This is a genomic window from Arenicella chitinivorans (assembly GCF_014651515.1).
GTDB lineage: Bacteria > Pseudomonadota > Gammaproteobacteria > Arenicellales > Arenicellaceae > Arenicella > Arenicella chitinivorans.
On record NZ_BMXA01000002.1, the window covers coordinates 40,872 to 66,614 of the forward strand.

A 25,743-nucleotide genomic window follows, 5' to 3' on the forward strand; every position below is an offset into this window, starting at 1 on the left:
AGGCGTATAATTCGCCCAAACAACCCATATTTATAGCCATGCATTTCGCGTTCTGTCTCTACAAACACTTTCCATACAGCGGCCTGTCCTTGGATATGTTGCGCATTGCGAATGAGTGTACGCAGCGCGGGCACAAGGCCACGGTGTTTACCGGCAGTTGGGAAGGGGATATTCCACCTGGGCTTGAAGTGGTGGTCATTAAGCATTTTGGCTTTACCAACCACACGCGTGCGCACACCTTTCACCGCAAGCTGAAACGTGAACTTGCAAAGTACGAATTCGATGTCATCGTCGGTTTTAATAAGATTCCAGGTATGGATATCTATTACTGCGGTGACTATTGCTATGTTGGTCGCTCATTTCTACGACACTCTTTCTTCTATCGATTTACACCGCGATTTTTGTATTTTTCGAGTTTTGAGCGTGGTGTGTTCGATGCGTCGTCCAAGACCAATATTTTGTCGCTCTCAAACCGCGAGAAGCTGATTTATCAGCAGTATTATTTGACGCAGGATTCGCGCTTTTTATGCTTGCCACCGACGCTGGAGAAAGAGCGTTGGGCAAACCTAGAAGACTTGCCGGATCGGCAGACTCTGCGCACATCGCTGGGAATTCAGGAAGATGAGAACCTGGTGCTCTTGATTGGTTCTGGTTTTGCGACTAAAGGTTTGGATCGCGCGATCATCGCCTTGGCCTCATTGCCGTCAGAATTGCTGGCCAAGACTAAGTTGTTCGTGGTTGGTCAGGATAAGATTGATTCTTTTCAACGATCAGCCAAGAGACTCGATGTGGCCGATCATATCCACTTTCTCGGCGGTCGCAAAGACGTCCCTGCACTCATGAAAGCGGGGGATATGTTGTTGCATCCAGCCTACGCTGAAACCACTGGCGGTGTGCTCCTAGAAGCGATTGTGTCTGGCTTGCCCGTGTTGGCGACGCCGGTGTGCGGTTATGCGCCACATATTAAAACCGCCAATGCCGGTTACGTGCTGCGCAAACGATTCTCGCAGGAAGAGCTGAATGAAAAGCTGCAAAAAATGCTGCTGTCGGAACGTAAAGAAGAATGGCGCGAGAACGGTATCAAGTACGGTCAGAATCCGAGTCTGTATGTGATGCCACAACGTGCAGTCGATTTTATTGAGCAGACGTGCGAGCAGTTGCGTTCGGCATTGCCGAATCACGAATCGCAGAAGCGAGATGAATCGCTTTACATCACGAATGAGTTGCGCCAAGCGTTGCAAGGTGAAGACTCGTTCTATCAGATGATGAATATCGAAGGCAAAGTGTACCGTGAGGCACTCGGGCGTCGGACTTTGCGCTTTACACGTGGGGATAAGGATTATTTCTTGAAGATGCACACCGGTGTAGGCTGGGGCGAAATCATCAAAAATATTACTTATCTGCGAGCACCGGTGGTCGGCGCCCTTAACGAATGGCACGGTGTGCACCGTCTTAAGGATTTGGAAATCGACACGATGACGGTCGCGGCCTACGGTATTCGTGGCCGCAACCCGGCAACTAAGCACTCGTTTATTGTGACCGAGGCATTGCCGACTGAAACCAGTCTGGAAGACTTCTGTGCCGATTGGAAGCAAAATCCGCCACGTACACTGAAAGAGATCCGCCTTAAGCGCTGGATACTGAATAAGGTGGTGGAGACGGCACGCGTGATTCATGAGAATGGTGCCAATCATCGTGATTTCTATTTATGCCACTTTTTATTAGACGCGCATTTCGACGTCGATGACACAGTCTCGCCTGAGAGCAAGCTTTATTTGATCGACCTGCACCGTATTCAGATGCGGCGTAAAACACCAGAACGCTGGGCCGTTAAAGACATTGCGGGGCTATATTACTCGAGTAAAGACATTGGCTTAACTCAGCGTGATTTGCTGCGATTTATGAAATTGTACCGAGGCAAGCCTTTGCGTGAAATTCTGCGTACCGAAATGGGCTTCTGGCGTAAGGTAGAGAGTCGTGGCAATAAGTTGTATGAGTCAGAAAAGCGCAAAGCACTGGCGATGGAGAAAGTGCTGCGTCAGAAAGCCAAAGAACGGCTGCTGGAATCATTGCCAGATGACGCGAATCAAGCGACAACGAAGTCTGGTCGAGCCGTTATCGGAAAATAGCCGCTATGGATCACATGCAGTGGCCACAACAAGCGGTTGAGTCTGCGGCTGGTTGGCGATTTTTTCGAATCTGCGAGGCCGACAGTTGTCGTGTATTTGGCACCGACCGTGCTACGTTGGATGCCTGTATGGCGTCACAGGCTCAAACCCTTAAGCATGACCGAACCACGACAGTGTGTCGCTATCAGGGTCCCGGCGGTGCATTGATCCTCAAGCGCTACAACCCGCGTAGTTTCTGGCACAAGATTAAGCGTGCGTTTCGCCGTTCGCGAGCACGACGGTGCTGGCAGATGAGCTATGCTTTCGCCGCCAGCGGCCTGCGCGTTGCCCGCCCGCTCATGATGCTCGAGCACCGCTTTGGACCGATTCGGCGCACTGCCTACTTCGTGAGTGAGTCGGTTGATGGTGATGAAGTATTGCACTGCCTGCCAAACTTAACCGCGACGCAACAGGTGGCCGTGGCCGAGGCCGTTCGAGAGGCGTTTGCACGTATGCGAGCTGCGCGCATTACTCATGGTGATATGAAAGCCAGCAATCTTATCTGGACCGGGTCTGAGTTGGTGTTTATTGATTTGGACGCCGCGCAAACGCACTGGACCACTTGGGGTTGGCGTCGTAAACACGCTAAAGATCGTCGGCGTTTTCTTAAGAACTGGCAAGATCAACCAGACCTCTTGGCTTTGTTCGACAATATCTAAGACATGAACAAACCTAAGCAGGGGATCATAGATCACTGGGATCCAGCAAAAGGGTATGGGTTTATTCAAGCCATCCAAAACTCTAACCGAGTGTTTTGTCATATAACCGATTGTGATTTTCAGCGGCACCCGGAGAAAGGTGAGGCAGTAGAGTTTCGCGAGGCGGTGGACAAAAACGGACGTTACCGTGCCGTGCGGGTTCGGCGCGTTGGCCAGAGCCGCAGCCTGTTTGAGTTTTGGCGAGTTACGTTGGTCTTGTGTTATGCAATCGCGCTTGGTGTGCTCATAGCGCTGCAACGGATCACCGCTTGGGTGCCCGTGTTCGTGTTGTGCGTGAGTGTGGTTAATTACCTGGTTTATTGGCAGGACAAGCGCGCAGCTCAGTTGAATCTATGGCGCACACGAGAGAAAACTCTGCACCTGTTGGCTTTGTTTGGTGGTTGGCCAGGTGCACTGTTTGCGCAGCGCCAGCTACGACACAAGTCCCGTAAAACTCGTTTTCAGATTATTTTCTGGGTGAGCGTGTTGCTGCATTGTGTTCTGATTGCTGCGTTGGCTACAAATTCGGGGCAGCAGTGGCTCAAGCAGGCATGGCACATAGTTGGACCACTGTTTAGCTGATGGCGAGCTGATAATTTTGTACTCAGAATTTGGCGCGTTACTTCTTGAGAAACTCAATAATGTCATCTTTTTGTGCCATGGCATCATCGTAACCGAGTTCGATAAGTTCACGACAGAATGTTTTGGTGAACATCAAGTAGCTAATTAGGCGACGACTATTGGCTTTGGCCATGCCGAGAAAGCGCAGTGCAATGCGGAAGCTCTTGGGGAGTTCTAGAAAATGGCACATGGCGATATTGGCGATGTCTTTGGATGGACTGATCACCAAGTGTTCGATGATACGCAATGAGTCATTATTGTCGTCGCCGCTGGCCTGCAGGGTACGGTTCATACGCTCCATACGTTCGATATCCGAATGCAGACTGTTCAGAAATAAGGTGTCAAGGACATAGCCGGCAATCTGGCCCAGCGTTGGGCGGTAGCGTGGAGGCTCAAATTCATTTGCGGCTACTTTGGTGCGTAAACCGATGATGAGTATTTTTTCGGCACCCAGATGCAGCGCCGGACTGATCGGCGATATCTGACGCATTGAGCCGTCTCCAAAATGCTCTTCACCGATTTTGACCGACGGAAACAATACTGGGATCGCTGACGATGCCATCAAATGGTCGATGCTCATTTTTTCGCGCTGGCCTTCTCGGTGTGTGCGTAACCAGTTTTCGATTTCAGGTACACCGTCGTAGAACGTCGTCGATTCGCCGGAGGTATAACTGCAGGCCGTTAGCGCATAGCCATGCAGGTGACCTTCTGCAATTGATTCATCGATTCGATCAAAACTGATGTACTTATTCAGTAAGTCGCGCAATGGCCGGTTATCTAAGATCGAGCTGGGTCCTTGGTGCCAAGTGCCGGGGCCTAGGTTGGACCACGCCCAGCGCACGATGCGTTTGAAAAGGCTTTTGGCGTCGGCGTAGAACACATGATGCAATTCGAAATTGGACCACACGGCAATAATTTGAGCCACGCCAGCATGAAATCGAGATGCGTTGGACGCCAGCGCCACAGCATTAATCGAGCCTGCCGAAGTGCCACAAATGATTGGGAACGGGTTATCGCATCCCTCGGGTACTAGTTCAGCAATAGCCTTGAGAACACCAACCTGGTATGCCGCGCGTGCGCCACCGCCACCCAAGAGCAATGCCGAACGTCGTTGCTTTGATGCTGGGTTTGGTGAGTCAGTCTGCGGCACAGCGTTGCGTATCTGAGTGTGAAAGAACCCTACTTAGCCAATGGCTGGGATTTCGTGTCCGCGGCGACCGCGTAATGGAATGCGAGGAGACTTTTGCTGGTCCTGGTGACGCTTTTCCATGGCAGCCACTTTGGCCGCTTCGCGCTGTTCCGCAGTTTGTGCAGCATCGTCATCACGCGTGCGGCGTTTTTCTTTTGGCACTCGATTCGGGTTGCCTTTCTCACGTCGTACCCGTTCATCGCTACTGTCGCTTTTGGCGCGGTGTTTGCTGCGTCCTTCCGGTTTGTCCTTCTTGCCGCCTTTGCCTTTTCGATCGTCGCGTTTACGATTCGAACGCAAGGCAGATAGATCCGGTTTGATCGGGTCTTTGAATATTAAGTCAGAGATGTCGCGATTGACCGGTATGCTGTGCTCAATATATTCCTCGATGTCGACGATGTTCATGGCATAGGTTTCGCAGATCAGGCTGATTGCTGTTCCACTGGCTCCTGCACGTGCGGTGCGGCCAATACGGTGGACGTAGTCCTCGGCATCGGTCGGCAGGTCGAAGTTAACCACGTAGTTGACGTCTGGGATGTGCAGGCCGCGTGCTGCCACATCGGTTGCGATCAGGATGTTGCATTTGCCGTCTTTAAAGTTGCCAAGCAGTTTTTCGCGTTTTTTCTGTGGCACATCGCCAGATAATAAGGCGCAACTGAAGTTGTTGGCGTTCAACCAAGCTTCGATTTTTTCCGCCATATGTTTGGTGTTAATGAATACCACGCCTTTGTCGTCACCGGCTTTTTGAATCAAGCCCATCAGCAGTGGGATCTTTTCCTCGTTAGACGGCATGTAAGCGATCTGGTCAATGCGATCCGCCGTGATTTCTGCTTCAATTTTAACTACTTCGGGTTCGCTCATGTGTTCGTATGCCAGTTCCGCAACGCGGTGTGACAAGGTGGCTGAGAACAAGAGATTAAGGCGCTCTTCTGGGGCTGGCATAGCGCGAAACAGATAGCGGATATCCGAGATAAAGCCAAGATCGAACATTCGGTCGGCTTCGTCGAGCACGATGACTTCCAGAGCATCCAGCGCGAACACGCCTTGTTTGAAGTAGTCAATGATACGGCCAGGTGTGCCAATCAATACGTCCACACCTTCTTCGATGTGTTTACGTTGTTTGTCGTAATCTGTACCGCCATAGGCGATTCCGAGCTTAAGATCAGTGAATTGGACCAGCGGTTTGCCGTCTTCCAGAATTTGAATTGCTAGCTCGCGTGTCGGTGCCACAATTAAGGCGCGGACCGGGTTTTTCTTTTTTGATTCTTTCGGTTTGTTGGTTAATAACCGGTGCAGACAGGCAATCAAGAAGGCGGCAGTTTTGCCAGTGCCGGTTTGTGCCTGCCCGCTGATATCCTTGCCTTCAAGGGCCAGTGGCAGGGTCATTGCCTGAATGGGCGTACAAAACTCAAAACCAGTGGCATCGATGCCTTTTTGTACGTCTGGATGTATTGCGAGCTCGGCAAACCGAGTATCGCTTAGATGTGTGTCTGTCATTGTGTCAGGTGTCTATCGTGCCTGAGACCGTCCTGAAGACGGCCAGTAATTTTCTAACTGATTTAAGAAACTGAATCTGATTGGCCTCGGCGACATTGAAATCCATACCGCCATGCAGCTTATTGCAGGGCGCGCCAATTTTTTTCATCGTTGGATCGAGGCGTTAGCCAGAGGTGACCAAATTCGTGATATTTTTATACTTGCAATATATAAAATAATCCGCACACTATACCTTAAGGGAGCTGTGAATTAATCATGAATATTCAATGCTGGTCTAATTTCCTGTCGTTTTTTCGGAAATTAGACTCAATAGCGTGAATACCCAATTGAAAAACCACGCTCAGCGCAGACTTCAGGTGCTATTGCAGTGTATATCGCTGCATTATACGCTTAGCCGGAGACGCTGACACGCGGTTTAGCAGTTTGATTAATTCACCGCTTCCTTTTTCTATTTTAACCAATTCAGGCGAATTACATATGTCTCAAAACACCGTAGAAATTACCGACGCAAGCTTTGAATCGGATGTGCTAAAAGCTGATAAACCCGTGCTGGTCGACTACTGGGCAGAGTGGTGTGGGCCTTGCAAAATGCTGGCGCCAATTCTGGACGAAGTTGCAGCTGAATACGGTGATAAGCTTACCGTAGCAAAGCTTGATATTGACAGTAACCCGAATACGCCACCAAAGTTTGGTATCCGTGGGATTCCGACTTTGATGTTGTTCAAAGAAGGTGATGTCGCGGCCACCAAGGTTGGTGCGATGTCTAAATCGCAATTGACTGCGTTTCTTGACGAAAATATCTAGTGCGATGTTTACCACACCGTGCGTCCATTGACGCACGGTGTGCCCATTGCGCAACGGAGCTGCCCATAGATATCTCACGCATAGCTGGACAACCTAGTATTTTGCGTGATATTGTCGGAAACAATTAAGGAGGGTTTGCAATCGCCGAACCCCTGTTCCCGAAAAGATTTCCAAGAATACGTCGTCAACATACGTGCCGAATGTGGCAATTGGTATGAAATCCGCCATTTGCTGCCCCGTTGAGACGGTATGTGTCCAGCCTTAAAAAACAGGGCTTGGGCGCTCAATAACATTTACGAATTTCATCACTAACAACCCTCGCCTGTGCGCATCTGATTTATTTCTGTTTAATTCCGCATCGTATTGGCCATTCAACCCGTGTAAGCATTCCCAATCATGTCAGCATCTTTAACCGATCTTAAGAAGAAATCCGCCACCGAACTCACTGAAATAGGCCGCTCTATGGAGCTTGATGGCCTAGGCCGCATGCGCAAGCAGGATCAGATTTTCACGATCCTCAAGTCAATGGCGAAAAAAGGGGAGGACATCGAAGGCGAAGGCGTGGTTGAAATTTTGCAAGACGGATTCGGCTTTCTGCGTTCCGCCGACAGTTCGTATCTGGCAGGGCCAGATGACATTTATGTCAGCCCAAGTCAGATCCGCCGCTTTAACCTGCGTACCGGGGATACCGTCGCTGGTTTGGTTCGTCCTCCGAAGGACTCAGAGCGGTATTTTGCACTGCTGAAAGTTGAGACCATCAATGGCTCCACGCCAGAAGAAGCGCGCAACAAAATATTATTTGAAAACCTGACACCGCTGCATCCGAACAAACGTATGAAGCTGGAGCAGGAGAATGGTACGTCGGAAGACTTGACCGGTCGTGTGATCGATTTGATCGCGCCACTGGGTAAAGGTCAGCGTGGTTTGATTGTGTCGTCGCCAAAAAGCGGTAAAACGGTCATGCTGCAACAGATTGCTCAGGCCATCACCACCAACAACCCAGATGTGGAACTGATGGTGTTACTGATTGATGAACGCCCGGAAGAAGTAACCGAGATGCAACGCTCGGTGCGTGGTGAAGTGATTTCATCAACGTTCGACGAACCAGCAGCGCGTCACGTACAAGTCGCCGAAATGGTGATCGAAAAAGCCAAGCGTTTGGTAGAGCATAAGAAAGACGTGGTGATTTTGCTCGACTCAATCACCCGTTTAGCGCGTGCCTACAACACCGTGGCACCGGCCTCCGGCAAAGTACTGACCGGTGGTGTGGACGCCAACGCATTGCAACGTCCAAAGCGCTTCTTCGGCGCAGCACGTAACATCGAAGAGGGCGGCAGCCTCACGATTCTGGCCACCGCGCTGATCGAAACTGGCTCAAAAATGGACGAAGTGATTTACGAAGAATTCAAAGGCACCGGCAACATGGAAGTGCACCTGGACCGCAAAATTGCTGAAAAACGCGTTTACCCATCCATCATCGTTAACAAATCTTCCACACGCCGGGAAGAACTTTTGATGGACCCAGAAGAACTGCAAAAAGTCTGGATTCTACGCAAACTTCTGCACCCAATGAACGAAATCGAAGCCATCGAATTCCTATTGGACAAGCTAAAAGCCACCAAAGCGAACTCCGAGTTTTTTGGATCTATGAAGCGGTAAACTTTGTGAAAATGCGCGCAGTGGTTTGGCTGCGCGTTTGCTGTTGTTAGTTGTTTGGTGTGTGACCAAATACAGTAACTGGCCAGAACTCAAGTGAGGGCCTGACTGATCTTTTGTCCTAAGCGGCCATTCTCAAGTCTCAATTTCATTTGAACCATAGTTATTGCCTAGCAAAAATATTTAAGGTGCTAATGCATTCGATAGCACCTCAAACTCAGGCAGCTCAAAAGCTTCCTCTAACTTGACTATTTTAAAATTGTTCTTTGGCATTTCTATAACTGCACTACTTGAACCAATCCAAATATGCTCGCCCCAGGACCGCGATGCTTGATTAATTGTCTTTTCCAAGTGATAGCTAAGATAGGATCCAAGAGGTACCCTTTTACCTTGTTCTTTATATTGCCTCTTAATGTCTTCTAACAATTTATCGGAGCAGTATTTTGCTAGAAGATTTATGTCGTCTTGTCCATTGATATGTTTTTCGCCCCACTCATTTTTTAATCTACAGCCAGAGTTAAGCTTCTCGAAAATATTCTCGTCTTCTAAACGCTGCTTTATATTTCTGGTTTCTTCGATCTTGGGAACTTTCCATTCCGTCCAGTAGTATGAAGACTGAGTATAAACGCCAGTAATCGGTACGCCGACCTCACATAGCACGTTGAGAAGGTCATTGCTATCTAGGATCAGCACCTCGTCTAAATACTCTACAATCCTGCGGAGCACCATTGCTTTTTCCTTTAGAAACTTAGGGTTTATAAAAAACTTTCGGAATTCTGTAACTGAAAGCAAGTTAAGTAGGTCGTAATGAATGTACTTGTGTAGAACGCTAGCTTCGTTATCCCTACTATCTGAAATGCCCAGGTATTTCAGTAGTAGTTGCTCGAATTCTTCAGGTTTCTCTACGACTTTCAAACCAGCAAAATTTTTATTTAAAAAACGTGATATTTGGTCAAACCCTTGGGCATAAAATAAACAGCCAAAGCCATGCTTATCAATAAAATGAGGCGTTGCACCATACTCTATAAGCAATTTCAGTTGCTTTAAAAAAATGTCTTCATCCGACTCGCTACACCCAACGGCTTGATGAAGGTTATTAAAGAAATATTCAATTGGCTGTCTCCCATGGTGGTCTTTATGGTTTACGTCGACGCCTAGCGACAGCAACGACTGTAGCTCCCTTAGACATTCTTGGTCCGGCGTAAAATAAAAGTCACAAAGTAAATTTTTACCGCTATGGTGGTCAATAATATTTGCATCTCCGCCATTATTTAGCATCTTTATTACTAACCCTGTGTTCATACAGAAGGCGGCTACCACGCCGTCACCTGCTTCCGGACAACTTCCGTCCAAAACGAGGTCTGTAGTTATTTTTCCTTGCTCGATCAATATTTCAAAAATCTTTGTGTCATGATCTGGGTCGTATCGGTCAAAAATACGATCAATATGGCGTTCACCTTGGAATGTGTCCAACACATCAACATCATTGCTTTTTAGGTACGCGGTTGCTTTTCTTACTCCTCCTTGAAAAATTAATCCAGCCTCATAATTTTTAGATATGAGTGAAAACCCGTTGAGCACCAATTTGAGAGATTTTTTTTTCCCATTTTCAAAAGCTAATCGTTTCTCTGATTCATCAGAGAAACATTCTACGATTGAAAGTTTAGGTGAAAATGATGAGAGCCAATCTGTGACCAACTTCGTCTGGTCATGCCCTCCGGCCCATAACGTGAAATTGACTACTTCATCAACGCTACAGTTTTGAATTGAAAAATTTTCATTTTCAATTTCTATAATCTTTTTATTCCTAAGTAAATCAAGCAGTTTCTCTTGCTGTTGAGCATCTTCAAAGTATGCGTCAATTGTTGCTGTGAATTCAGACATTAAGAGCCCTTTTTAGACGAGTGAATGGTTAGATAGATCAAATCCATGAATCGCGTCCTGGAGTATACAGCGGTCAAAGTTAGATATGCCGAACAAGCCAGAGAATGCGAATTACTTTATCAACAAGTCTAATCACCTACAGCATAAGAATGGACACCCATCATAGTAAAGTATTCAAGGACCATTATGTCTACATTGTCAGTACTGTCATGATCCAGTTTAATTAAAAAACGTGGATTCAAGAGAGCAATAGACGCCGATGTTCATAGCTGGTGCCTGAGTATCGATCGACACCACATAAATAGGCACGCCGAACGCAACGCGCTACGCAGTGGTAATAAGGTGTGTCGGCCAACGACACAAGAGTGCTTCTTGGTAAGGTCATAACAATCCTTGTTTATTCATCCTTGAATAACTTTATTCTGTCAGGGAAGCGGGTTTATGGCAAGATGGTTCTGATGGGTGTCCCGGTAAGATCTCGAGCAACGCTTGAATACTTAAGCATTGATCCAATGCTTTTTCAGAGTATTTTTTATTAGCACACATAATTAGCACGATTATTAAACGGAGCAAGCCGCCATCGATGGCCAGGCTGTATTTCCAACGGAAATGAAGGTATAACTCCGCCTTCCTGGGCGGGTTCGTTATCGGGTTTTAACACCCGTCTATTTCAATAGAGTCGGGCTCGTGGTTCTGACTGCTTACCCTAAGAGACGTTTCCGGTCCTTCATATACCATCGTACCGCAGTCACTATAGACGAAAATAGCGTCATGAATGCCAATGCTTCATACCTTTTAGCAAACATCTGCTTTAGAGGTATCTCTATACATTTAGCAGGACCAACCATTGTAAGCTCTGAAACCTGATAAGCACCAAACGTCAAAATTGCGATGAAAGCCAGCATGCCAAAAATCAGCACTACCTGTACTCTTTTTGAAAGATTTATTACATAAAAAAATTCATGAAGCCAATTCGGCATCGCAAACACCTTGTAATTCAACGGAGTCAGACACAGCCCGAGTCAGGTATATGTAATTCGGGTGTTTACCTAGGTACGACTAATCTTTTTTTTTAAATTCCAGATATCCCGGAACCATTTTTTTAATATTGATGAGGGCAATAGCGATTGCAGCAATTACACCAGATAGCACATCAGCTAGAACGCTGAACAATTTCTCAAGAACTAGAAGCAAAATTTCCATAGGACAAGAATACTACCAATCCACCCTAGAAGGAAATGCAAGCAATGAATTTGGACTTAGAGCGTTCGCGGCTGACTGGAAGCATTAAAAATCCGCCTTGTTGGGCGGGTTCATTATTGGTTTTTTAGGCCCGACTTTTTAAAGTAACGAATATAAAGGGACACCCACCATAAGAATGGCTTAAGAAAAGGTCACCAATCCCTACTTTGCGCGCGAGATTGATCGCTTTGTTTTGTTTAAAATTGACGTAGAAGTATCAGGGATGGGGTTTTAGGCAGCCATTTCCAGATTCAAGACGAGCGAAGGCCTCGCTTTACGCGATCCGGTCGTTTATTTGTAGATGCCTCAGCCTAGCAGCTGGCGATGAATAACCGTCGATGGGATTCGTTGATAGTGTTTGTCGGAACACACCTGTCTGACGATGTGTTCTGAGCCGACCCAATACTGGAACTGGGCCTCAAATTGGGTCGTGAGCACTTGCCACGCATCTGCATTCAGGCTGAGTCGCGCTAGGATAGACGGCAGAAAAAGGGTCGGGGCCGATTTAGACAATGAACGAAATCGAAGCCATCGAATTCCTATTGGACAAGCTAAAAGCTACCAAAGCCGACTCCGAGTTCTTTGGCTGCGCGCTGACTGTTGTTAGTTGTTTGGGTGAGCCCAAATACAATAGCGAGGCAGCATTCAAAGAAGCTGAGTGGCTGGTAATTGTCCTTTTCCGTCATTGCGAGCGTAGCGCGGCGACTCTAAATATTTCTGCGAACACTTACACTCGAATTTATCTCAAAACATGCCTAGTTCGATTATATCTTGGAGCTATCCTTACATTTAATATTAGTTATTTCCACAATAGACACGGTATAAGGTCAGGCTGTACACATGGTCTACTTCTGTATATATATATATATATTGAAATTCAATTTATTTGAGAATGGGCTGCGGCTCAAAGAACGGAATGCCGAGAAATAGGTCAAAATTAAGTACTTTTTGGAAATCATTACTAGATACACCTCATAGATGCCGGTTGAGAGTTTTATTAGTAATTCTATTTGCATTTACATTGAGCGGTTGTAAGCAGGAAGGAGTGACCAATGTTCCTTCGGGGCTGAGTGATAGCTATAACGGTATGGCGTTTAACCTCAGTGCGAAAGGCAAGTATGAAGAGGCTGCCCCATTGTTTCGGAAAGCCCTTGAGAATAATCAGCGTATGCTGGGTGAAGCACATCCTGATACGGCCACCAGCTACGATTATGTGGCATCTAATCTAGATGACCAAGGTAAGTTTGAAGAGGCCGAACCCTTGTATCGTAAAGGACTTGAGATCCGTCAGCGTGTGCTGGGTGAAGAGCATCCTGACACGGCCACCAGCTACAACAATTTGGCGTCTAACCTGGGAGACCAAGGTAAGATTGAAGAAGCTGAATCTTTGTACCGTAAAGGGTTCAAAATCCGTCAGCGAGTGCTCGGTGAAGAGCATCCTGACACGGCCAGCAGCTACAACAATATGGCGTATAACTTCAGAGCGCAAGGCAGGTATGAGGAGGCTGCACCGTTGTTTCGTAAGGCCCTTGAAATCCGTCAGCGTGTACTGGGTCAAGAGCATCCTCATACGGCGGGCAGCTACAACAATATGGCGTCTATCCTCAATGCGCAAGGCAAGTATAAAGAGGCCGAACCATTGTATCGTAAAAGCCTTGAGATCCATCAACGCGTGCTGGGTGCAGAGCACCCGCATACGGCCACCAGCTACAACAATGTGGGCTATAACCTCAATGCGCAAGGCAGGTATAAAGAGGCCGAACCACTGTATCGTAAAGGCCTTGAAATCCGTAAGCTTGTGTTGGGCGAAGGACATCCTGATACGGCGGGCAGCTACAATGGTGTGGCATCCAACCTCAAGGACCAAGGCAAATACCAAGAAGCCGATTTTTTTTATCGTAAATCCCTTGAAATCCGTCAGCGTGCGCTGGGCGAAGAGCATCCACTTACGGCGCAAAGCTATAGCAATGTAGGGATGAATCTAGAGAGCCAAGGCAAATATACAGAAGCCGAACCATTGTATCGGAAAGGCCTTGAAATCCGTCAGCGCATGCTAGGCAATGAGCATCCTGAAACGGCCAAAAGTTACAACAATATAGGGACAAATCTAGATGGCCAAGGCAAGTATGAAGACGCTGAGCCATTCTACCGAAGAATCCTTGAAATCCGTCAGCGTGCGTTGGGTGGAGAGCATCCTGATACGGCGATCAGTTACAACAATTTAGGAATGAATCTAGAGAAGCAAGGCAAGTTTAAAGAGGCCGAACCTCTGCTTCGTAAAAGCTACAATATAATTTCTGCGGCGTTAGGCGAGAACCATCCGTCAACTAAAATAATTCGGAAAAACTTAGAATCGAATAGTTCGAAAAATAATTCAATTGAAAAATAGTGAGTTTGGCCCACTCGCTTAAAAAGAACGCAATCAAAATTTCGACGCCCCAGTCGTGTCTAACAACCGCGCAATGGCGGCCTAGAGTATACAGCGGTCAAAATCAGATATGCCGAACAAGCCAGAGACTGCTAATGACTTGATCAACAAATCTTATGCCCTACAAATATAGATCAACCACACGCCTCATCAACAACCCGCATCATAGCGTCATGCTCGCCGCCGCGTAGGCTTTCTTTGACGGGTTCGTTGCGCGGATGGCAATGCAGTTCGAATGGCATGGATAAGGGGGCGATTTCGAGTTGGATTTCCCCTTGCGCATTAATGTGCCCCAACAGGATTTTGGAGTAGTCGCTGTTGGTGAGTAGGTCTTGGTGGCCGAGGCCCTGGCCGACCACGATGTTGTCGATGCCTTGTACTTCGCGACGGTCGTAGATATGAATGTGGCCGCTGATCAAGGTTTTTACGCCGAGTTCGTGCAGGGTTGCAATTAACCAGTCACGCTCACCATCACTCCCTAGGTCGTGATGACTGCCGGGTAGGGGGTCGTACAAGGGGCGGTGCGTGTAGGCGATGGAATGTGCTACGGTGGTGTCTTGCTTTAGGGCGTCGACTAATGCGCCGCGCGAGCCAGCGCCGAACGGTAGAAAATTTGCGGCGGTGTCTAAATTGATAAAGCGCGTCTTGCCGAGCGTAAAGGCGTGGTTCAGTGGGCTGACTTCAGACAGGAATTGATCATAGATCGAACCGTCTTCATGAAAGTCGTGGTTGCCAATGCTTATATAGACGGGAATTGGGCTTTGGTTGAATAGATCAATCGCGCGTCGGTAATCGCCGGGTTGGTAATTAAAATCGCCGAGATGGAGGAAAAAATCAGCGCCCAGTTGATGGCCGCGTTGCAAACACCAGGCGAGTTCTTGATCACCACCGGTGTCGCCGATGGCGGCAAATGTGTAGTTTTCGGTCTGTGGTAAGCGGCACACCAGTTCTAGTTTTTGCTGAGCGGTAAAATCCAGCTCCACGGTGTGAGTGATGCCATCAATCGTATGGCTCACGAGTGCGGCTGGATCGCTGCATTGGATAGTCGCATTGTTTGCTAGATTGCGAATCTGGAGTTGCTTCTTGCCACCGTTTGCGCAGGTCAAATGGAGTGTCGGCTCCGGCGCGAAGGCGCGAAAGTGCGCGACATTGGTGTTGTCTTCGGGTGTGACTAGAATCAGATTGTGTAGCCGTGCGTTCAAGCCATTGTCGACCTCAACCGTGCTAGCAGGGTCGCGTGGGTCCCAATCCAGTGTCGGCAGTCGTACACCGCGATACGCGCTGTAACCCAGTGTTGCGGCAGAACCGCCGAGCAATGACAACAAAAAAGCGCGGCGTGGTAGTTTCATATTTAGTCTGAATTAGTTTGATAAATGAACAGAGCACGCCCCTTTACGCCTTCAAAGATCTTGACGGGGCGTCCGTAGATGTACCATAGGGTTTGGCGAAAATCATCCTCGAGCTTGCTTTTGGGATTCACGCTGAGTGCCACATAGTCATAGTCGTTGAGTTGTTTGGTGTCTAGCAGGAAGCGCAAATGAACGTTGTTGTGATTGCTCATCAGTGTTTCCACCACGTCATCGCCACTGTAGTACATCAACAGTCGGTCATTGCTAAAGTACGATGCGTGTTCCGGTAATTCAGATCTAAGCCAGTGTGCTGCCTCTTTGATGTGCAGTTTCTTACTGGAGACATCCATCCCTTCAAGGGACACAGCGGTAAGCAAGCCGAGGGCCAATATGCTGCCGATCCGCTTGAGCCAGGTGCTTTGCTGATACGACTGCAGTATCCGTTCAATCATAAACGGTGCGAGTAGTAACAAGGTGAGCGCGGTCGCCATTGTATAGCGCCCAACCAGAAAGTTGTTGTACAGGCTGAAGCACACCAACACGATGAAATTGGTGACCACGTAGACGATCCAGATACGCTTGGCGAAGTAACTGTTAAAGCCGATGTTCTTCCAGTAAGCGATCAGCGCAAACACAAAATAAAACAACGCCATTCGACGGATCAGCTCGTAGGCCACGTTGCCAATATTACCTGCGAAGACACCAGCGTAATTCAACAGTGTGAGCTCCTCGCCACCGAGCTGTTTTTTTGTGCTGGCAACAAACAAATCAAAGACAGTGTGAATATCCTTGCCAGAGTCTTGTGCCACCTTAATCATGGCAGCGTATTTATCGTTTACATACCAGGCCATTAAGGCAAGACTAACGGCGAGAATCAGGATCGATAAACCGGTGAACAGTAAGCGACGATTGGTGAACTTACCAGTCGAAAACAGCAGTAGGAAGTACGGCGCGATCAACAAGAAAGCGATTCCTTCAAAGCGAAACAAGCAACTCAATGCGGCAAACGCCAGCCAGCCGATCAGATGTTGTTTATTGAGCGTGCTGCAATAGCGGAAAATGAAATACAGCGACCATAAGTAACAACTCAGGTAGGCAAAGTCACGGATCAGGAATGAACGGAATTTGGTAATGCTCGGAAAAAAGAGAATCACCACCATGGCGATTACAATAATCCGTCGGTTGTTATTGGAAAGCTCGCCAACAATGCACACGTAGGCCAGAGTGAGCGAAGTGACCAGTATGGTATTTAGAATATACGCCGCTGGCTCAACACCGATGGACAATAGTTTTGCGACCCCAGCGATTAAAACCGAGTAATAGGGCCAACTGTAGTAGTCAAAGGCTTGAGACCAGTCTCCACGCAGCATCATCTCGGCAATGGCCAAGTAAGTGACGCCGTCATTATTCATGACTGGGTCTAGAAACACGCACCAGGCCGACAGCGCGATGTTGGCTGCAATCATCAGCAGCACAAGCAGCGGTCGGTCACGATACAATTGGTACATGGCGAATCGGGTGTTGACGTTAAGCGTGGTGTTTGTGAGTGGCTAACACGTCACGCAGGCTTGCGCCGATACTGAGGGAAAAGCAAAGTGTGATCATCGGACGGGTTTTCTAAAGGACACCACGATTATTGTTGTTTAGTAAATGACGGATGGTTAACTCAAGGTTGGTACAATGATCCTCGATTTAACGCGTGCTCTGATACGTACCAAAGACCCTGTATACTGACCCTGACGCAATCAATTCGCCCTACTGCCACGACGGTCAACCCTTCGTTCCGTCGCAAACTTAACTGCTCGAGCGCACGATTGACTATGACCTGTATTTGTCTGACCACCCAATACGGTCGCGACAACCAGCGCTAAATAGTATCATAGTCTGATTGGATTCAACCACTGCCGAGGCAGTGGATTTTGATACGTTAACGGACGATTTTTATGCAAAAAATTCTGGTAACAGGCGGTGCAGGGTATATCGGCAGTCACACCGTTGTGGCGTTGTTGCAGCAGGGCTACGAGACGGTGATAGTGGATAACTTTAGTAACAGTCATCCACGAGTATTGGACCGTATCGCGCAGATTTGTGGTCAGCGGCCAGGCTTGGTTGACGCAGATTTACGTGATGCAAACGCTCTCGACGCGATATTTCAGGCGCATGACATCGCAGCGGTGATTCATTTCGCGGGGTTAAAAGCGGTCGGTGAGTCGGTGGCTGACCCGGTCCGTTATTACGACAATAATGTTCAAGGTGCGTTGCAGCTCATCAACGTCATGTCAAATCATGGTTGTCATCGATTGGTGTTTAGTTCGTCGGCGACGGTATACGGGAATGCATTGAGCATGCCGATCAACGAACAGGCTGGGTTACAGGCAACTAATCCGTATGGTTGGACCAAACTGATGATTGAGCAAATCCTGCGTGACACCTGTACGGCTGATTCCACGTGGCGAGTAGCCTTGTTGCGCTACTTTAATCCGGTAGCAGCACACGAAAGTGGCCTAATTGGCGAGGACCCGAATGGTATTCCCAATAATTTAGTACCATTCGTGGCCCAAGTTGCCGTTGGACGTCGTGAACACGTGGCGGTTTTTGGGGATGACTACGACACACCCGACGGGACCGGTGTGCGCGATTATATCCATGTGCAAGATCTGGCTGATGCGCATCTCAGCGCCTTGCGGGCACTTGATGGTCTGGATGGTTGTCGAGCGTTTAACATTGGTACCGGTAACGGGCACTCGGTACTGGAAGTTATCCGTGCGTTTAGTGTGGCCTGCGGTCATGAAATTCCGTATCAGGTGGTCGCGCGTCGCCCTGGTGATGTAGCAACCAGTTATGCAGATGTGAGTCGAAGTCGCAAAGAGTTGGGATGGCAAGCTAAATTTGACTTGCCGCAGATGATGCAAGATCACTGGCGCTGGCAATCGCGCAATCCGAAGGGGTATGGTTCCGACTGAATGGAAAGCATTTCAGACCTTAGTCTGATACGGTTCGATTGATTTCTTGAGTACAAAAAAGAAACGCCAGGGATGCCCTGGCGTAAAATGAAAAACATGTAGGGTGTAGGGTTACAGAAGAGTGGTGGTGTGGTCTTTCTGTTTTGATCAGAAACTTATTCGGAAGTGTCTGATAAATAAGGACTATTCACTCAATCCTGATTCTAGGCGTAGCTAAGTGACTACAGATAGCTGAGGCGACATTACCGGCTTAGAACCCTCAAAAAAATTGTATGAACAAAGAAGTTGCGTAGAAACCGTGGTTGGGTTATTGGGTTGGGTAGGGGCCACGGTTACTGCGCAACCTCAATGTTCAGACTTTAGTCTAACCGACAGAATAAAGTCGAATCAATAGAAAAATTAAAAAAAATACACCAAAAACTCATTTTATTTGTAGTTACAGAGTGATCACGCGGTCCCTGCTTTGTTGTGCGCTATTTGACCAAAAGCTTATCAAACAAGATGTCTTGATTCAGTGCGCCGCGCAAGCTGTCGCCTGCTTGTAATGGGCCAACTCCGGCCGGCGTACCCGTGAGGACGACATCGCCGGGCTCAAGCGTCACAACTTGAGTTATTTCCAGCAACAGATCAGTCATGGGTGTCAGCATGAGTTGACTATTACTGTGTTGTTTCTGTTCTTCATTAACCCAGAGGCGAAGTTCCAGGTTGTTGGGTTGCCAGCCGTTATCCACGGGTAAAAAAGGGCTGAGCACGCAGCTGTTGTCGAAGGCTTTTGCGCGTTCCCAAGGGAGACCTTCCTGCTTTAACTCAGCTTGCACGTCACGCAATGTTAAGTCGATGCCTAAGCCGACGCCAACCACTGCGCTCAGCAAATTATCACTGAATCTATTCAGGGTATCGCCGATCAGTAGGGCGATTTCAAGCTCATGGTGCAGTGCGCCGAGGCGTGATAAATGGCTGATCTCAAGCGCGTGCTGTGTGCTACAAAGCGCGCTGCGTGGTTTGAAAAAAAGGACCGGTTGGCGTGGCACCTTTGAGTTCATTTCCTGTATGTGATCGGCGTAGTTTTTGCCCACGCAGACTGCTTTTCCGCTCGGTAAACCGCAGGCGGAACCATCGCGCCATAGGTGCTGATAGGGTGTCATCTTAAGCGGCGTCGGTGGCTGGCAGCAGTTGCGCAAAGAATCGGGTCAGGGCAGTTTTACCGCCGCTTTCCCAAGCTTTTAGCGCCGCGGTGCCGATGACGGCGATGTCAGCGTGCTGCCCAATAAACGCCACATCATCAGCAGTGCTGACACCAAAGCCGACTGCCAAGGGAAGATCGGTAAAATCTCGGCAACGATCGATAAACTCAGCGACGGCGCCAGTCATCTCAGTGTGTGTGCCAGTGACACCTTTGCGGGCGACGGTGTATATAAACCCATCGGCGGATTTCGCCAGTTCCGTTAAGCGAGCATCACTGTTGGTCGGTGTCATGAGGACAATTGGGCTAAGCCCCAGCTCGGCGGCAATGCCGTGCAATTCACCGGCTTCTTCTACCGGTAGGTCAGGCAAGATAAAGCCGACGGCACCGGCGTCTTTTAAGCGCGCGAGAAATGCTTGATGGCCCGTTTTAAACACCGTGTTGTAGTAGCCCATCATCACGACCTTAAATGAAAAGTGTTCCGTGACTTTGCGCATGAACGCGAAGCAATCATCGACGTGCACGCCATTGGCGATGGCTTCCTGGTTGGCTTTGACAAATAGCGGCCCGTCAGCCGAAGGCTCGGAAAACGGAAACTGCAGTTCCACCAGGTCCACGCCAAACGATTCCATCACTTCAAGCGCGGCCCAGTTGTCGTCAAACGATGGGTATCCGCACACCACGTGCGTCATGACCATGGCGGGCCGGCTTGATCCGTCAGTCAGCTGTTTGCGCTCAGCTAGATACTTATTCAGTTCCATATTCGTTTGATTTCTGTCGTATGAATTGTTTCCAGTGCTTATCGCCCAAGGCGTCGGCAATGGTGAAAATGTCTTTGTCGCCCCGACCTGACATGTTGATCAGCACCACGTCGTTCGGGCTCATCGATTCGGCTTCTAAAATTGCCTGTGCAAAACCGTGTGAGCTTTCTAACGCCGGAATCAGTCCTTCAGTGCGCATGGTGAGCTTCAAAGCCTCGGTGACTTGATCATCGGTGACCGCTTCGAAGCGTACCCGATTTTGTTCCCAAAGGTGCACTAAGATTGGGTTTACCCCAATGTAGTCCAGTCCGGCGGCTACCGAATGTGTGTGCAGCATATTGCCATCGTCGTTCTGCAGGAAGTAGGTTTTCATGCCCTGCGCAACACCTACCGAGGCGTCTTTGTACGCGAGTCTTGCGGCGTGGTTGCCTTTACCAGGGCCAAAACCACCGGCTTCGCAGCCGACTAATTCTGTGTTGGCATCGTCCATAAAACCTTGGAACAAGCCAATGGCATTTGAGCCGCCGCCAACACAGGCGAAGACACGATCGGGAACGCGCCCAGCAGAAGCCATAATCTGCTCGCGCGCTTCATGGCCGATAATCGATTGAAACCAGCTGACCATTTCCGGGAAAGGGTGCGGTCCACACGCGGTGCCAAGAACATAGTGCGTGTTGTCCATGTTGGTCACCCAGTCACGCAAACATTCATTGATGGCGTCTTTCAGCGTTTGTTGGCCATCTGTGACCGCCACCACTTCGGAACCCATGTTTTCCATCCAAAAAACATTGGGGCGTTGTCGTGCGACATCCACGGCGCCCATATAAATTTTACTTTCAAAGCCAAACCGAGCAGCCATGGTCGCGGTGGCATAGCCGTGTTGTCCTGCACCCGTTTCGGCAATGACGCGGGTTTTGCCCATGCGTTTAACCAGCAGACCTTGCCCCATCACATTATTGATTTTGTGTGAGCCAGTGTGGTTCAGGTCTTCACGTTTGACGTAGATCTGTGCGCCCCCAAGTTTGGCCGACAGGTTGGCCAAATGGGTAACCGGAGTTGGGCGACCAGAATAAGCCTGCATTAATGCCACAAACTCCGACCAAAAATTGGGGTCGTTACGGGCTTTGCGGAATTCGGCTTTCAGCTCCTCAATGGTGCTGTGTAAGATTTCGGGCAGGAAGGTACCGCCATATTGGCCATAATAGCCTTCACGGCCTTCGCTAAAGTTGAATAGATCCATGTGATCGTTGAATCGGTGTGTGGCAGCTAATCGTATCACTGGCTGCAAGGATTAACCAGACAGTGATAGCGGTTTGACCAGCTGGGTTTGGGTTTTTGTTTGCGCCGCTTAGACGGCATGATGTAAGTTACTGGATTGCTCATGATCATGGCGTGACTATGGACACCGTAATTCTGATTAAGCTGATCTCCAATTTGCTCTACCCGCTGGGTCTGAGTTGTAGTCTGTTGGTGCTTGGCTTATTGGCGCGTTGGCGTCAGCGACGCCGGATCGCAGGCTGCAGTATTGTACTCAGTGTGCTGGTCCTGCTACTTTCATCCAACCCGATGGTGGCGCGGTGGCTGGCAGGCAAGCTTGAAAGTCAGTACCCGCAGCAACCGCTACAGTTGATTGCCAATCATGATGCGATTTTGGTTCTGGGCGGCGGTATTCGAATTCCGACTGCGCCAGCCATGCATCCCCAGCTGGGTGTGAGTTCCGATCGATTATGGTATGCCGCGCAGTTGTATCGAGCGGGCAAAGCGCCGCGTGTTTTTTTACTGGGTGGTAACGTGTATCCGCAGCCTGGATTGCAGCCGGAAGCGTTCTATGCCCGAGATCTACTCGTGCAATGGGGCGTTCCGGTGGACGCGATTGTGCTTGAAACGCAAAGTCGAACTACAGAGCAAAACCGCGATGGACTGCGTCCTCTCATTCAGCAGTATGAGCTGAAATCAGCGTTGTTAGTCACGTCTGCATTACACATGCCACGTGCCAAAGTGTTATTCGATGATTTACCCTTACGCTTGACGCCCGCGTCGGCCGATGTGCTGGTGCGTGAGGTGGCGTATCCAACCCTGTTTGAATGGTTGCCGTCGGCGTCGGCGTTGTTGCTGTCGACCAAGGCGTTGCACGAGTACTACGGTGGTTGGTTTGCACGCATAAATTAGAGGTCGCGTATTTGATTGAATGCGCGGATACGTAACGGTGTATGACCGGCGTGCACCACTGCCGAGATCAAATCATCGCCAAGCGCAAATTGCTGTAAACGCCACGCTCGATTTTGCGGATCAAAAAAGTTCAGCGCCTGTGCGTCACCGTTGCTTAAGTCCTGCTCATTCATCTTGAAGTTGATGCCCTTGCCAGTGGCCTTGCCGAACGCTTCTTTGCGGGTCCAGATGGCCAGAAAGCGTCGTGCATCAACATCGCCGTTACGCGTCACAAATTGCTGTTCGGCGTTAGTAAATCGATCTGCTGCGATGGCCGCAAAATTATTTTTCCGAGCGTACGATTCAATGTCCACGCCGACTTCCCGCCGACGACAGAACGCGAACAGGCCGTGGCGTTGACTCTGATGCTGCGTGTCGGTGAAATTAAAATGCAGATCGTGCTCCTTATGGCTGAGGGATGGCTTATTCATTGACGAGTAGCTCAACTGCACGGCATTGGGTGTGGTGGTGGTGTACGCGGCCAACAGGTTAAGCAAGTAGTAGCGCCCGGCAAGATACGCCTCTTGCGCGTCACCTGCGCGTCGACGCAGGTACCGGTCGCGCTGGATGTCGCTCAGTAGTGTGAGTGCATCGCCTTGTTGTTGTTCAGACAGTGACAGCGGTAGCCACCAAAGATGCAGCTCGTCGGCCTCTAAGTTAGGAACCGATGGATGCACGATGCTCTGCCATGTCAGGTTGGTGCCGAGCAGCTCAGTCATGGTGTGAACTAAAATTGAATTTTTGGAAAGCAAACACTGTTACGATAGGTCTAAATAGTGAGCATGAAACTTGTGAGCGAGATCATCGCCACACGGTTGTGACGGAATCGTCCGTAACCAATTGAATACGATACTAATATGAAAACCAAACTTATCCTAGCGGCCATTTTTGTGGCGTTGATCGTGGCATTTTTTGCGTTTGATCTCGGGCAGTTATTCACCTTAGAGAATTTGAAAGCACAACAAGCTGCATTGAGTGAGTATTATACGAACAACACGCTACTGATCATCGCGGCGTTTTTTTTGGTATACGTCGCTGTGGCTGGAATGGGTCTGCCGGCCGCCGCGATTATGACGGTTGCCGCGGGCGCGATTTTTGGTTTCTGGACCGGATTTATTCTGGTGTCATTTGCCAGCACCATGGGTGCGACGATCGCGTTCCTGCTGACCCGATACCTGTTTCACGATGCAGTGCAGCGCAAGTTTGGTGACAAGTTAGCCAAACTGAATGCCGGAATCGAACGCGAGGGCGCGATGTATGTGTTCAGTCTTCGCTTGGTGCCATTTATTCCATTTTTTGTGATCAACTCTGTACTGGCGCTGACCAAGTTGAAGGCGGTGACCTTTTACTGGGCCAGCCAAATAGGCATGTTGCTTGGCACGGCGGTGTATGTGAACGCTGGGACCCAGCTGGCCACGATCGAGACCATGGGCGATATTGTGGATATTCGTATCATTGCGTCATTTTTACTGTTGGCAGTCTTCCCGTTTATTGCCAAGCGGTTACTGCGACTAATTCGACCTGACAACACCGCGCTGGATGAGGAGCAAACGAATGCCTAAATACGAAGCAAATTTAGTGGTTATCGGCGCGGGCTCAGCCGGTTTGGTTAGTGCGTATATCGCCGCTGCGGTGAAGGCTAAGGTCATTTTGATCGAGCGACACAAAATGGGTGGCGACTGTTTGAATACTGGGTGTGTGCCAAGTAAGGCGATCTTGCGTTCCGCTAAAGTGGCCAGCTTGATGCGTCGAGCGGACGAGTTCGGTATCGAGTCGGTGCCGGTGAAGCCCGTGTTTAAGAAGGTGATGCAGCGGGTACAGGATGTGGTGGCAGCGATTGAGCCGCATGATTCGGTTGAACGATACACCGAGTTAGGTGTGGAGTGCGTAAAGGGTGATGCGCAGATAGTGGATCCGCACACGGTGCGTGTTGGTGAGCGTGAAATTACCACTAAAAGTATTATCATCGCGGCTGGTGCCAGCCCGTTTGTTCCGCCGATCGAAGGGCTGGATAAAATCAAATACCTCACGTCTGACAATATTTGGCAGTTAAATGAATGCCCAAAACGCTTGGTCGTTTTGGGTGGCGGACCAATCGGGTGCGAATTGAGTCAGGCGTTTTCCAAACTTGGCTCTGAAGTCACCATCGTCGAAATGGCCGACCAGATCATGGGGCGTGAAGATGGGGATGTGGTTGATGTGGTGAGTAAGCGGTTTGCTCAAGACGGAATTCGCGTTCTCACCGGGCATAGGGCAGTTAAGGTAAGTGATGGGCGCGAGCGACTATTGCATTGTGACACCGCGCAAGGGCAAATTGAAATCCCCTTTGACGCATTGTTGGTGGCGGTTGGACGCAAAGCGAATACCGAGGGAATGGCCTTGGACTCTCTGGGAATTGAATTAAACCAAAACGGTACGATCGACACGGATCAATATCTGCGCACGGCGGTACCGAATATCTTCGCATGCGGCGATATTACTGGGCCTTACCAGTTTACGCATGCGGCTTCACACCAGGCTTGGTATGCCACAGTGAACGCGTTATTCGGCTTTTTGAAGAAGTTTAAGGTCGATTATCGAGTGATTCCATGGGCCACATTTACCGCACCAGAAGTGGCACGGGTTGGGTTGAGTGAGGCAGATGCAAGGCAGCTGAATATCGACTATGAGGTTACCAAATACGGTATCGATGATCTCGATCGTGCGATTGCAGACGGCGAGGCGCATGGCTTCGTAAAGATCATCACTCCGCGAAATAAAGACAAAATTTTGGGTGTGACTATTGTTGGTCATCAAGCTGGTGACCTGATTGCTGAGTATGTTTTAGCCATGAAACACAATATCGGTTTGAACAAAATACTTGGCACAATTCACCTGTATCCGAGTTTTTCCGAGGCAAATAAATACGTTGCTGGGAACTGGAAACGAGCACATCAGCCGCAAACCCTTTTAAAATGGGTGGAAAAGTTCCATAATTGGCGCAGGGGTTAATGGTGAGCGTTACCATAAAAGGGAGCATGTAGGGCAGATTCCCATCAGAAAAATAAGCGTTCACCTCCACGAAATAGCCGTAGCAAATATCCCCCAAGGCT

General features: G+C 49.1%; 22 protein-coding genes and 1 pseudogene. 10 read left to right on the forward strand and 13 right to left on the reverse strand.

From position 1 onward, the window contains the following. The first annotated feature begins 38 nt into the window (after positions 1 to 38). The 3 genes from rfaP to IE055_RS05330 are packed head-to-tail and all read left to right on the forward strand — an operon-like array spanning position 39 to position 3,448. Positions 39 to 2,129, forward strand: a complete 2,091-nt coding sequence (rfaP, locus tag IE055_RS05320) for a lipopolysaccharide core heptose(I) kinase RfaP (RefSeq protein ID WP_189398993.1) — start codon at positions 39 to 41, stop codon at positions 2,127 to 2,129. 14 nt (positions 2,130 to 2,143) lie between these two features. Beyond that, the gene (locus IE055_RS05325) at positions 2,144 to 2,827 is read left to right on the forward strand and encodes a lipopolysaccharide kinase InaA family protein (RefSeq protein ID WP_229794153.1); all 684 of its coding nucleotides are present in this window, start codon (positions 2,144 to 2,146) and stop codon (positions 2,825 to 2,827) included. Positions 2,828 to 2,830: 3 nt separating this feature from the next. After that, complete coding sequence (locus IE055_RS05330; RefSeq protein WP_189398995.1) at positions 2,831 to 3,448, forward strand: DUF1294 domain-containing protein; 618 nt, start codon at positions 2,831 to 2,833, stop codon at positions 3,446 to 3,448. Positions 3,449 to 3,485: 37 nt separating this feature from the next. On the opposite strand, the gene IE055_RS05335 is transcribed toward IE055_RS05330, so the two are convergent. Genes IE055_RS05335 through IE055_RS05345 form a run of 3 tightly spaced genes read right to left on the reverse strand, consistent with a single transcriptional unit; the run spans position 3,486 to position 6,321 of the window. Further along, a complete protein-coding gene (locus tag IE055_RS05335) occupies positions 3,486 to 4,637 on the reverse strand; it encodes a patatin-like phospholipase family protein (protein ID WP_189398996.1) in 1,152 nt (383 codons plus the stop codon). A 33-nt stretch (positions 4,638 to 4,670) separates the two neighbouring features. Further along, the gene (gene rhlB, locus IE055_RS05340; RefSeq protein WP_189398997.1) at positions 4,671 to 6,173 is read right to left on the reverse strand and encodes an ATP-dependent RNA helicase RhlB; all 1,503 of its coding nucleotides are present in this window, start codon (positions 6,171 to 6,173) and stop codon (positions 4,671 to 4,673) included. A gap of 4 nt (positions 6,174 to 6,177) precedes the next feature. Further along, the gene (locus tag IE055_RS05345; RefSeq protein ID WP_189398998.1) at positions 6,178 to 6,321 is read right to left on the reverse strand and encodes a hypothetical protein; all 144 of its coding nucleotides are present in this window, start codon (positions 6,319 to 6,321) and stop codon (positions 6,178 to 6,180) included. A 329-nt stretch (positions 6,322 to 6,650) separates the two neighbouring features. On the opposite strand from IE055_RS05345, the gene trxA reads away from it, so the two are divergent. After that, a complete protein-coding gene (gene trxA / locus IE055_RS05350; RefSeq protein WP_189398999.1) occupies positions 6,651 to 6,977 on the forward strand; it encodes a thioredoxin TrxA in 327 nt (108 codons plus the stop codon). A 396-nt stretch (positions 6,978 to 7,373) separates the two neighbouring features. Further along, positions 7,374 to 8,636 carry a transcription termination factor Rho gene (gene rho / locus IE055_RS05355; protein WP_189399000.1) on the forward strand — a complete coding sequence of 421 codons (1,263 nt, stop codon included), beginning with the start codon at positions 7,374 to 7,376 and terminating at the stop codon, positions 8,634 to 8,636. Between the two features lie 180 nt (positions 8,637 to 8,816). Here the strand turns inward: rho and IE055_RS05360 are convergent, their stop codons facing one another. The 4 genes and pseudogenes from IE055_RS05360 to IE055_RS05370 form a co-directional block, all read right to left on the reverse strand. Further along, a complete protein-coding gene (locus IE055_RS05360) occupies positions 8,817 to 10,517 on the reverse strand; it encodes an ankyrin repeat domain-containing protein (RefSeq protein ID WP_189399001.1) in 1,701 nt (566 codons plus the stop codon). A 253-nt stretch (positions 10,518 to 10,770) separates the two neighbouring features. Next, positions 10,771 to 10,902 (reverse strand): annotated as a pseudogene (locus IE055_RS18065) (transposase); the annotation flags it as partial. Between the two features lie 316 nt (positions 10,903 to 11,218). Beyond that, positions 11,219 to 11,497 carry a hypothetical protein gene (locus IE055_RS05365; protein WP_189399002.1) on the reverse strand — a complete coding sequence of 93 codons (279 nt, stop codon included), beginning with the start codon at positions 11,495 to 11,497 and terminating at the stop codon, positions 11,219 to 11,221. Between the two features lie 79 nt (positions 11,498 to 11,576). After that, positions 11,577 to 11,720, reverse strand: a complete 144-nt coding sequence (locus tag IE055_RS05370; RefSeq protein ID WP_189399003.1) for a hypothetical protein — start codon at positions 11,718 to 11,720, stop codon at positions 11,577 to 11,579. Between the two features lie 1,084 nt (positions 11,721 to 12,804). On the opposite strand from IE055_RS05370, the gene IE055_RS05375 reads away from it, so the two are divergent. Continuing rightward, entirely contained in the window at positions 12,805 to 14,148 is a 1,344-nt protein-coding gene (locus tag IE055_RS05375; protein ID WP_189399004.1) for a tetratricopeptide repeat protein, read from the forward strand. A gap of 173 nt (positions 14,149 to 14,321) precedes the next feature. Here the strand turns inward: IE055_RS05375 and IE055_RS05380 are convergent, their stop codons facing one another. Continuing rightward, entirely contained in the window at positions 14,322 to 15,536 is a 1,215-nt protein-coding gene (locus IE055_RS05380; protein WP_189399005.1) for a metallophosphoesterase family protein, read from the reverse strand. A gap of 2 nt (positions 15,537 to 15,538) precedes the next feature. Next, positions 15,539 to 17,044 carry an ArnT family glycosyltransferase gene (locus IE055_RS05385; RefSeq protein ID WP_189399006.1) on the reverse strand — a complete coding sequence of 502 codons (1,506 nt, stop codon included), beginning with the start codon at positions 17,042 to 17,044 and terminating at the stop codon, positions 15,539 to 15,541. A gap of 435 nt (positions 17,045 to 17,479) precedes the next feature. Between IE055_RS05385 and galE the strand changes: the two genes are divergently transcribed. Beyond that, positions 17,480 to 18,499 (forward strand): UDP-glucose 4-epimerase GalE, encoded by a 1,020-nt coding sequence (gene galE / locus IE055_RS05390; protein ID WP_189399007.1) that lies wholly within the window; start codon positions 17,480 to 17,482, stop codon positions 18,497 to 18,499. 473 nt (positions 18,500 to 18,972) lie between these two features. Here galE and IE055_RS05395 read toward each other — a convergent pair whose 3' ends face one another. From IE055_RS05395 to trpB, 3 genes are read right to left on the reverse strand one after another with little or no spacing between them, the layout of a single operon-like run. Continuing rightward, positions 18,973 to 19,644, reverse strand: coding sequence for a fumarylacetoacetate hydrolase family protein (locus IE055_RS05395; RefSeq protein WP_189399008.1), 672 nt, complete (start codon positions 19,642 to 19,644; stop codon positions 18,973 to 18,975). A 1-nt stretch (position 19,645) separates the two neighbouring features. Next, on the reverse strand, positions 19,646 to 20,443 hold the full coding sequence (gene trpA, locus IE055_RS05400; protein WP_189399009.1) for a tryptophan synthase subunit alpha: 798 nt from the start codon (positions 20,441 to 20,443) through the stop codon (positions 19,646 to 19,648). Next, the gene (trpB, locus tag IE055_RS05405) at positions 20,430 to 21,683 is read right to left on the reverse strand and encodes a tryptophan synthase subunit beta (RefSeq protein ID WP_189399010.1); all 1,254 of its coding nucleotides are present in this window, start codon (positions 21,681 to 21,683) and stop codon (positions 20,430 to 20,432) included. The genes trpA and trpB overlap by 14 nt, the downstream gene beginning before the upstream one ends. Positions 21,684 to 21,841: 158 nt before the next feature. On the opposite strand from trpB, the gene IE055_RS05410 reads away from it, so the two are divergent. Continuing rightward, the gene (locus tag IE055_RS05410; protein ID WP_189399011.1) at positions 21,842 to 22,612 is read left to right on the forward strand and encodes a YdcF family protein; all 771 of its coding nucleotides are present in this window, start codon (positions 21,842 to 21,844) and stop codon (positions 22,610 to 22,612) included. Here IE055_RS05410 and IE055_RS05415 read toward each other — a convergent pair. Beyond that, positions 22,609 to 23,370 (reverse strand): 4'-phosphopantetheinyl transferase family protein, encoded by a 762-nt coding sequence (locus IE055_RS05415; RefSeq protein WP_189399012.1) that lies wholly within the window; start codon positions 23,368 to 23,370, stop codon positions 22,609 to 22,611. The two genes, IE055_RS05410 and IE055_RS05415, sit on opposite strands and share 4 nt — an antisense overlap. Positions 23,371 to 23,508: 138 nt before the next feature. Between IE055_RS05415 and IE055_RS17800 the strand changes: the two genes are divergently transcribed. Beyond that, positions 23,509 to 24,213, forward strand: coding sequence for a TVP38/TMEM64 family protein (locus tag IE055_RS17800; RefSeq protein ID WP_229794154.1), 705 nt, complete (start codon positions 23,509 to 23,511; stop codon positions 24,211 to 24,213). After that, entirely contained in the window at positions 24,206 to 25,642 is a 1,437-nt protein-coding gene (lpdA, locus tag IE055_RS05420; RefSeq protein WP_229794155.1) for a dihydrolipoyl dehydrogenase, read from the forward strand. The genes IE055_RS17800 and lpdA overlap by 8 nt, the downstream gene beginning before the upstream one ends. The last annotated feature ends 101 nt before the right edge of the window (positions 25,643 to 25,743 follow it).

Coding starts and splice junctions, on each gene's coding strand:
- rfaP (WP_189398993.1), top strand. CDS start 39: ATGCATTTCGCGTTCTGTCTCTACAAACACTTTCCATACAGCGGCCTG.
- IE055_RS05325 (WP_229794153.1), top strand. CDS start 2,144: ATGCAGTGGCCACAACAAGCGGTTGAGTCTGCGGCTGGTTGGCGATTT.
- IE055_RS05330 (WP_189398995.1), top strand. CDS start 2,831: ATGAACAAACCTAAGCAGGGGATCATAGATCACTGGGATCCAGCAAAA.
- rhlB (WP_189398997.1), bottom strand. CDS start 6,173: ATGACAGACACACATCTAAGCGATACTCGGTTTGCCGAGCTCGCAATA.
- IE055_RS05345 (WP_189398998.1), bottom strand. CDS start 6,321: ATGAAAAAAATTGGCGCGCCCTGCAATAAGCTGCATGGCGGTATGGAT.
- trxA (WP_189398999.1), top strand. CDS start 6,651: ATGTCTCAAAACACCGTAGAAATTACCGACGCAAGCTTTGAATCGGAT.
- rho (WP_189399000.1), top strand. CDS start 7,374: ATGTCAGCATCTTTAACCGATCTTAAGAAGAAATCCGCCACCGAACTC.
- IE055_RS05360 (WP_189399001.1), bottom strand. CDS start 10,517: ATGTCTGAATTCACAGCAACAATTGACGCATACTTTGAAGATGCTCAA.
- IE055_RS05365 (WP_189399002.1), bottom strand. CDS start 11,497: ATGCCGAATTGGCTTCATGAATTTTTTTATGTAATAAATCTTTCAAAA.
- IE055_RS05370 (WP_189399003.1), bottom strand. CDS start 11,720: ATGGAAATTTTGCTTCTAGTTCTTGAGAAATTGTTCAGCGTTCTAGCT.
- IE055_RS05380 (WP_189399005.1), bottom strand. CDS start 15,536: ATGAAACTACCACGCCGCGCTTTTTTGTTGTCATTGCTCGGCGGTTCT.
- IE055_RS05385 (WP_189399006.1), bottom strand. CDS start 17,044: ATGTACCAATTGTATCGTGACCGACCGCTGCTTGTGCTGCTGATGATT.
- galE (WP_189399007.1), top strand. CDS start 17,480: ATGCAAAAAATTCTGGTAACAGGCGGTGCAGGGTATATCGGCAGTCAC.
- IE055_RS05395 (WP_189399008.1), bottom strand. CDS start 19,644: ATGACACCCTATCAGCACCTATGGCGCGATGGTTCCGCCTGCGGTTTA.
- trpA (WP_189399009.1), bottom strand. CDS start 20,443: ATGGAACTGAATAAGTATCTAGCTGAGCGCAAACAGCTGACTGACGGA.
- trpB (WP_189399010.1), bottom strand. CDS start 21,683: ATGGATCTATTCAACTTTAGCGAAGGCCGTGAAGGCTATTATGGCCAA.
- IE055_RS05410 (WP_189399011.1), top strand. CDS start 21,842: ATGGACACCGTAATTCTGATTAAGCTGATCTCCAATTTGCTCTACCCG.
- IE055_RS05415 (WP_189399012.1), bottom strand. CDS start 23,370: ATGACTGAGCTGCTCGGCACCAACCTGACATGGCAGAGCATCGTGCAT.
- IE055_RS17800 (WP_229794154.1), top strand. CDS start 23,509: ATGAAAACCAAACTTATCCTAGCGGCCATTTTTGTGGCGTTGATCGTG.
- lpdA (WP_229794155.1), top strand. CDS start 24,206: ATGCCTAAATACGAAGCAAATTTAGTGGTTATCGGCGCGGGCTCAGCC.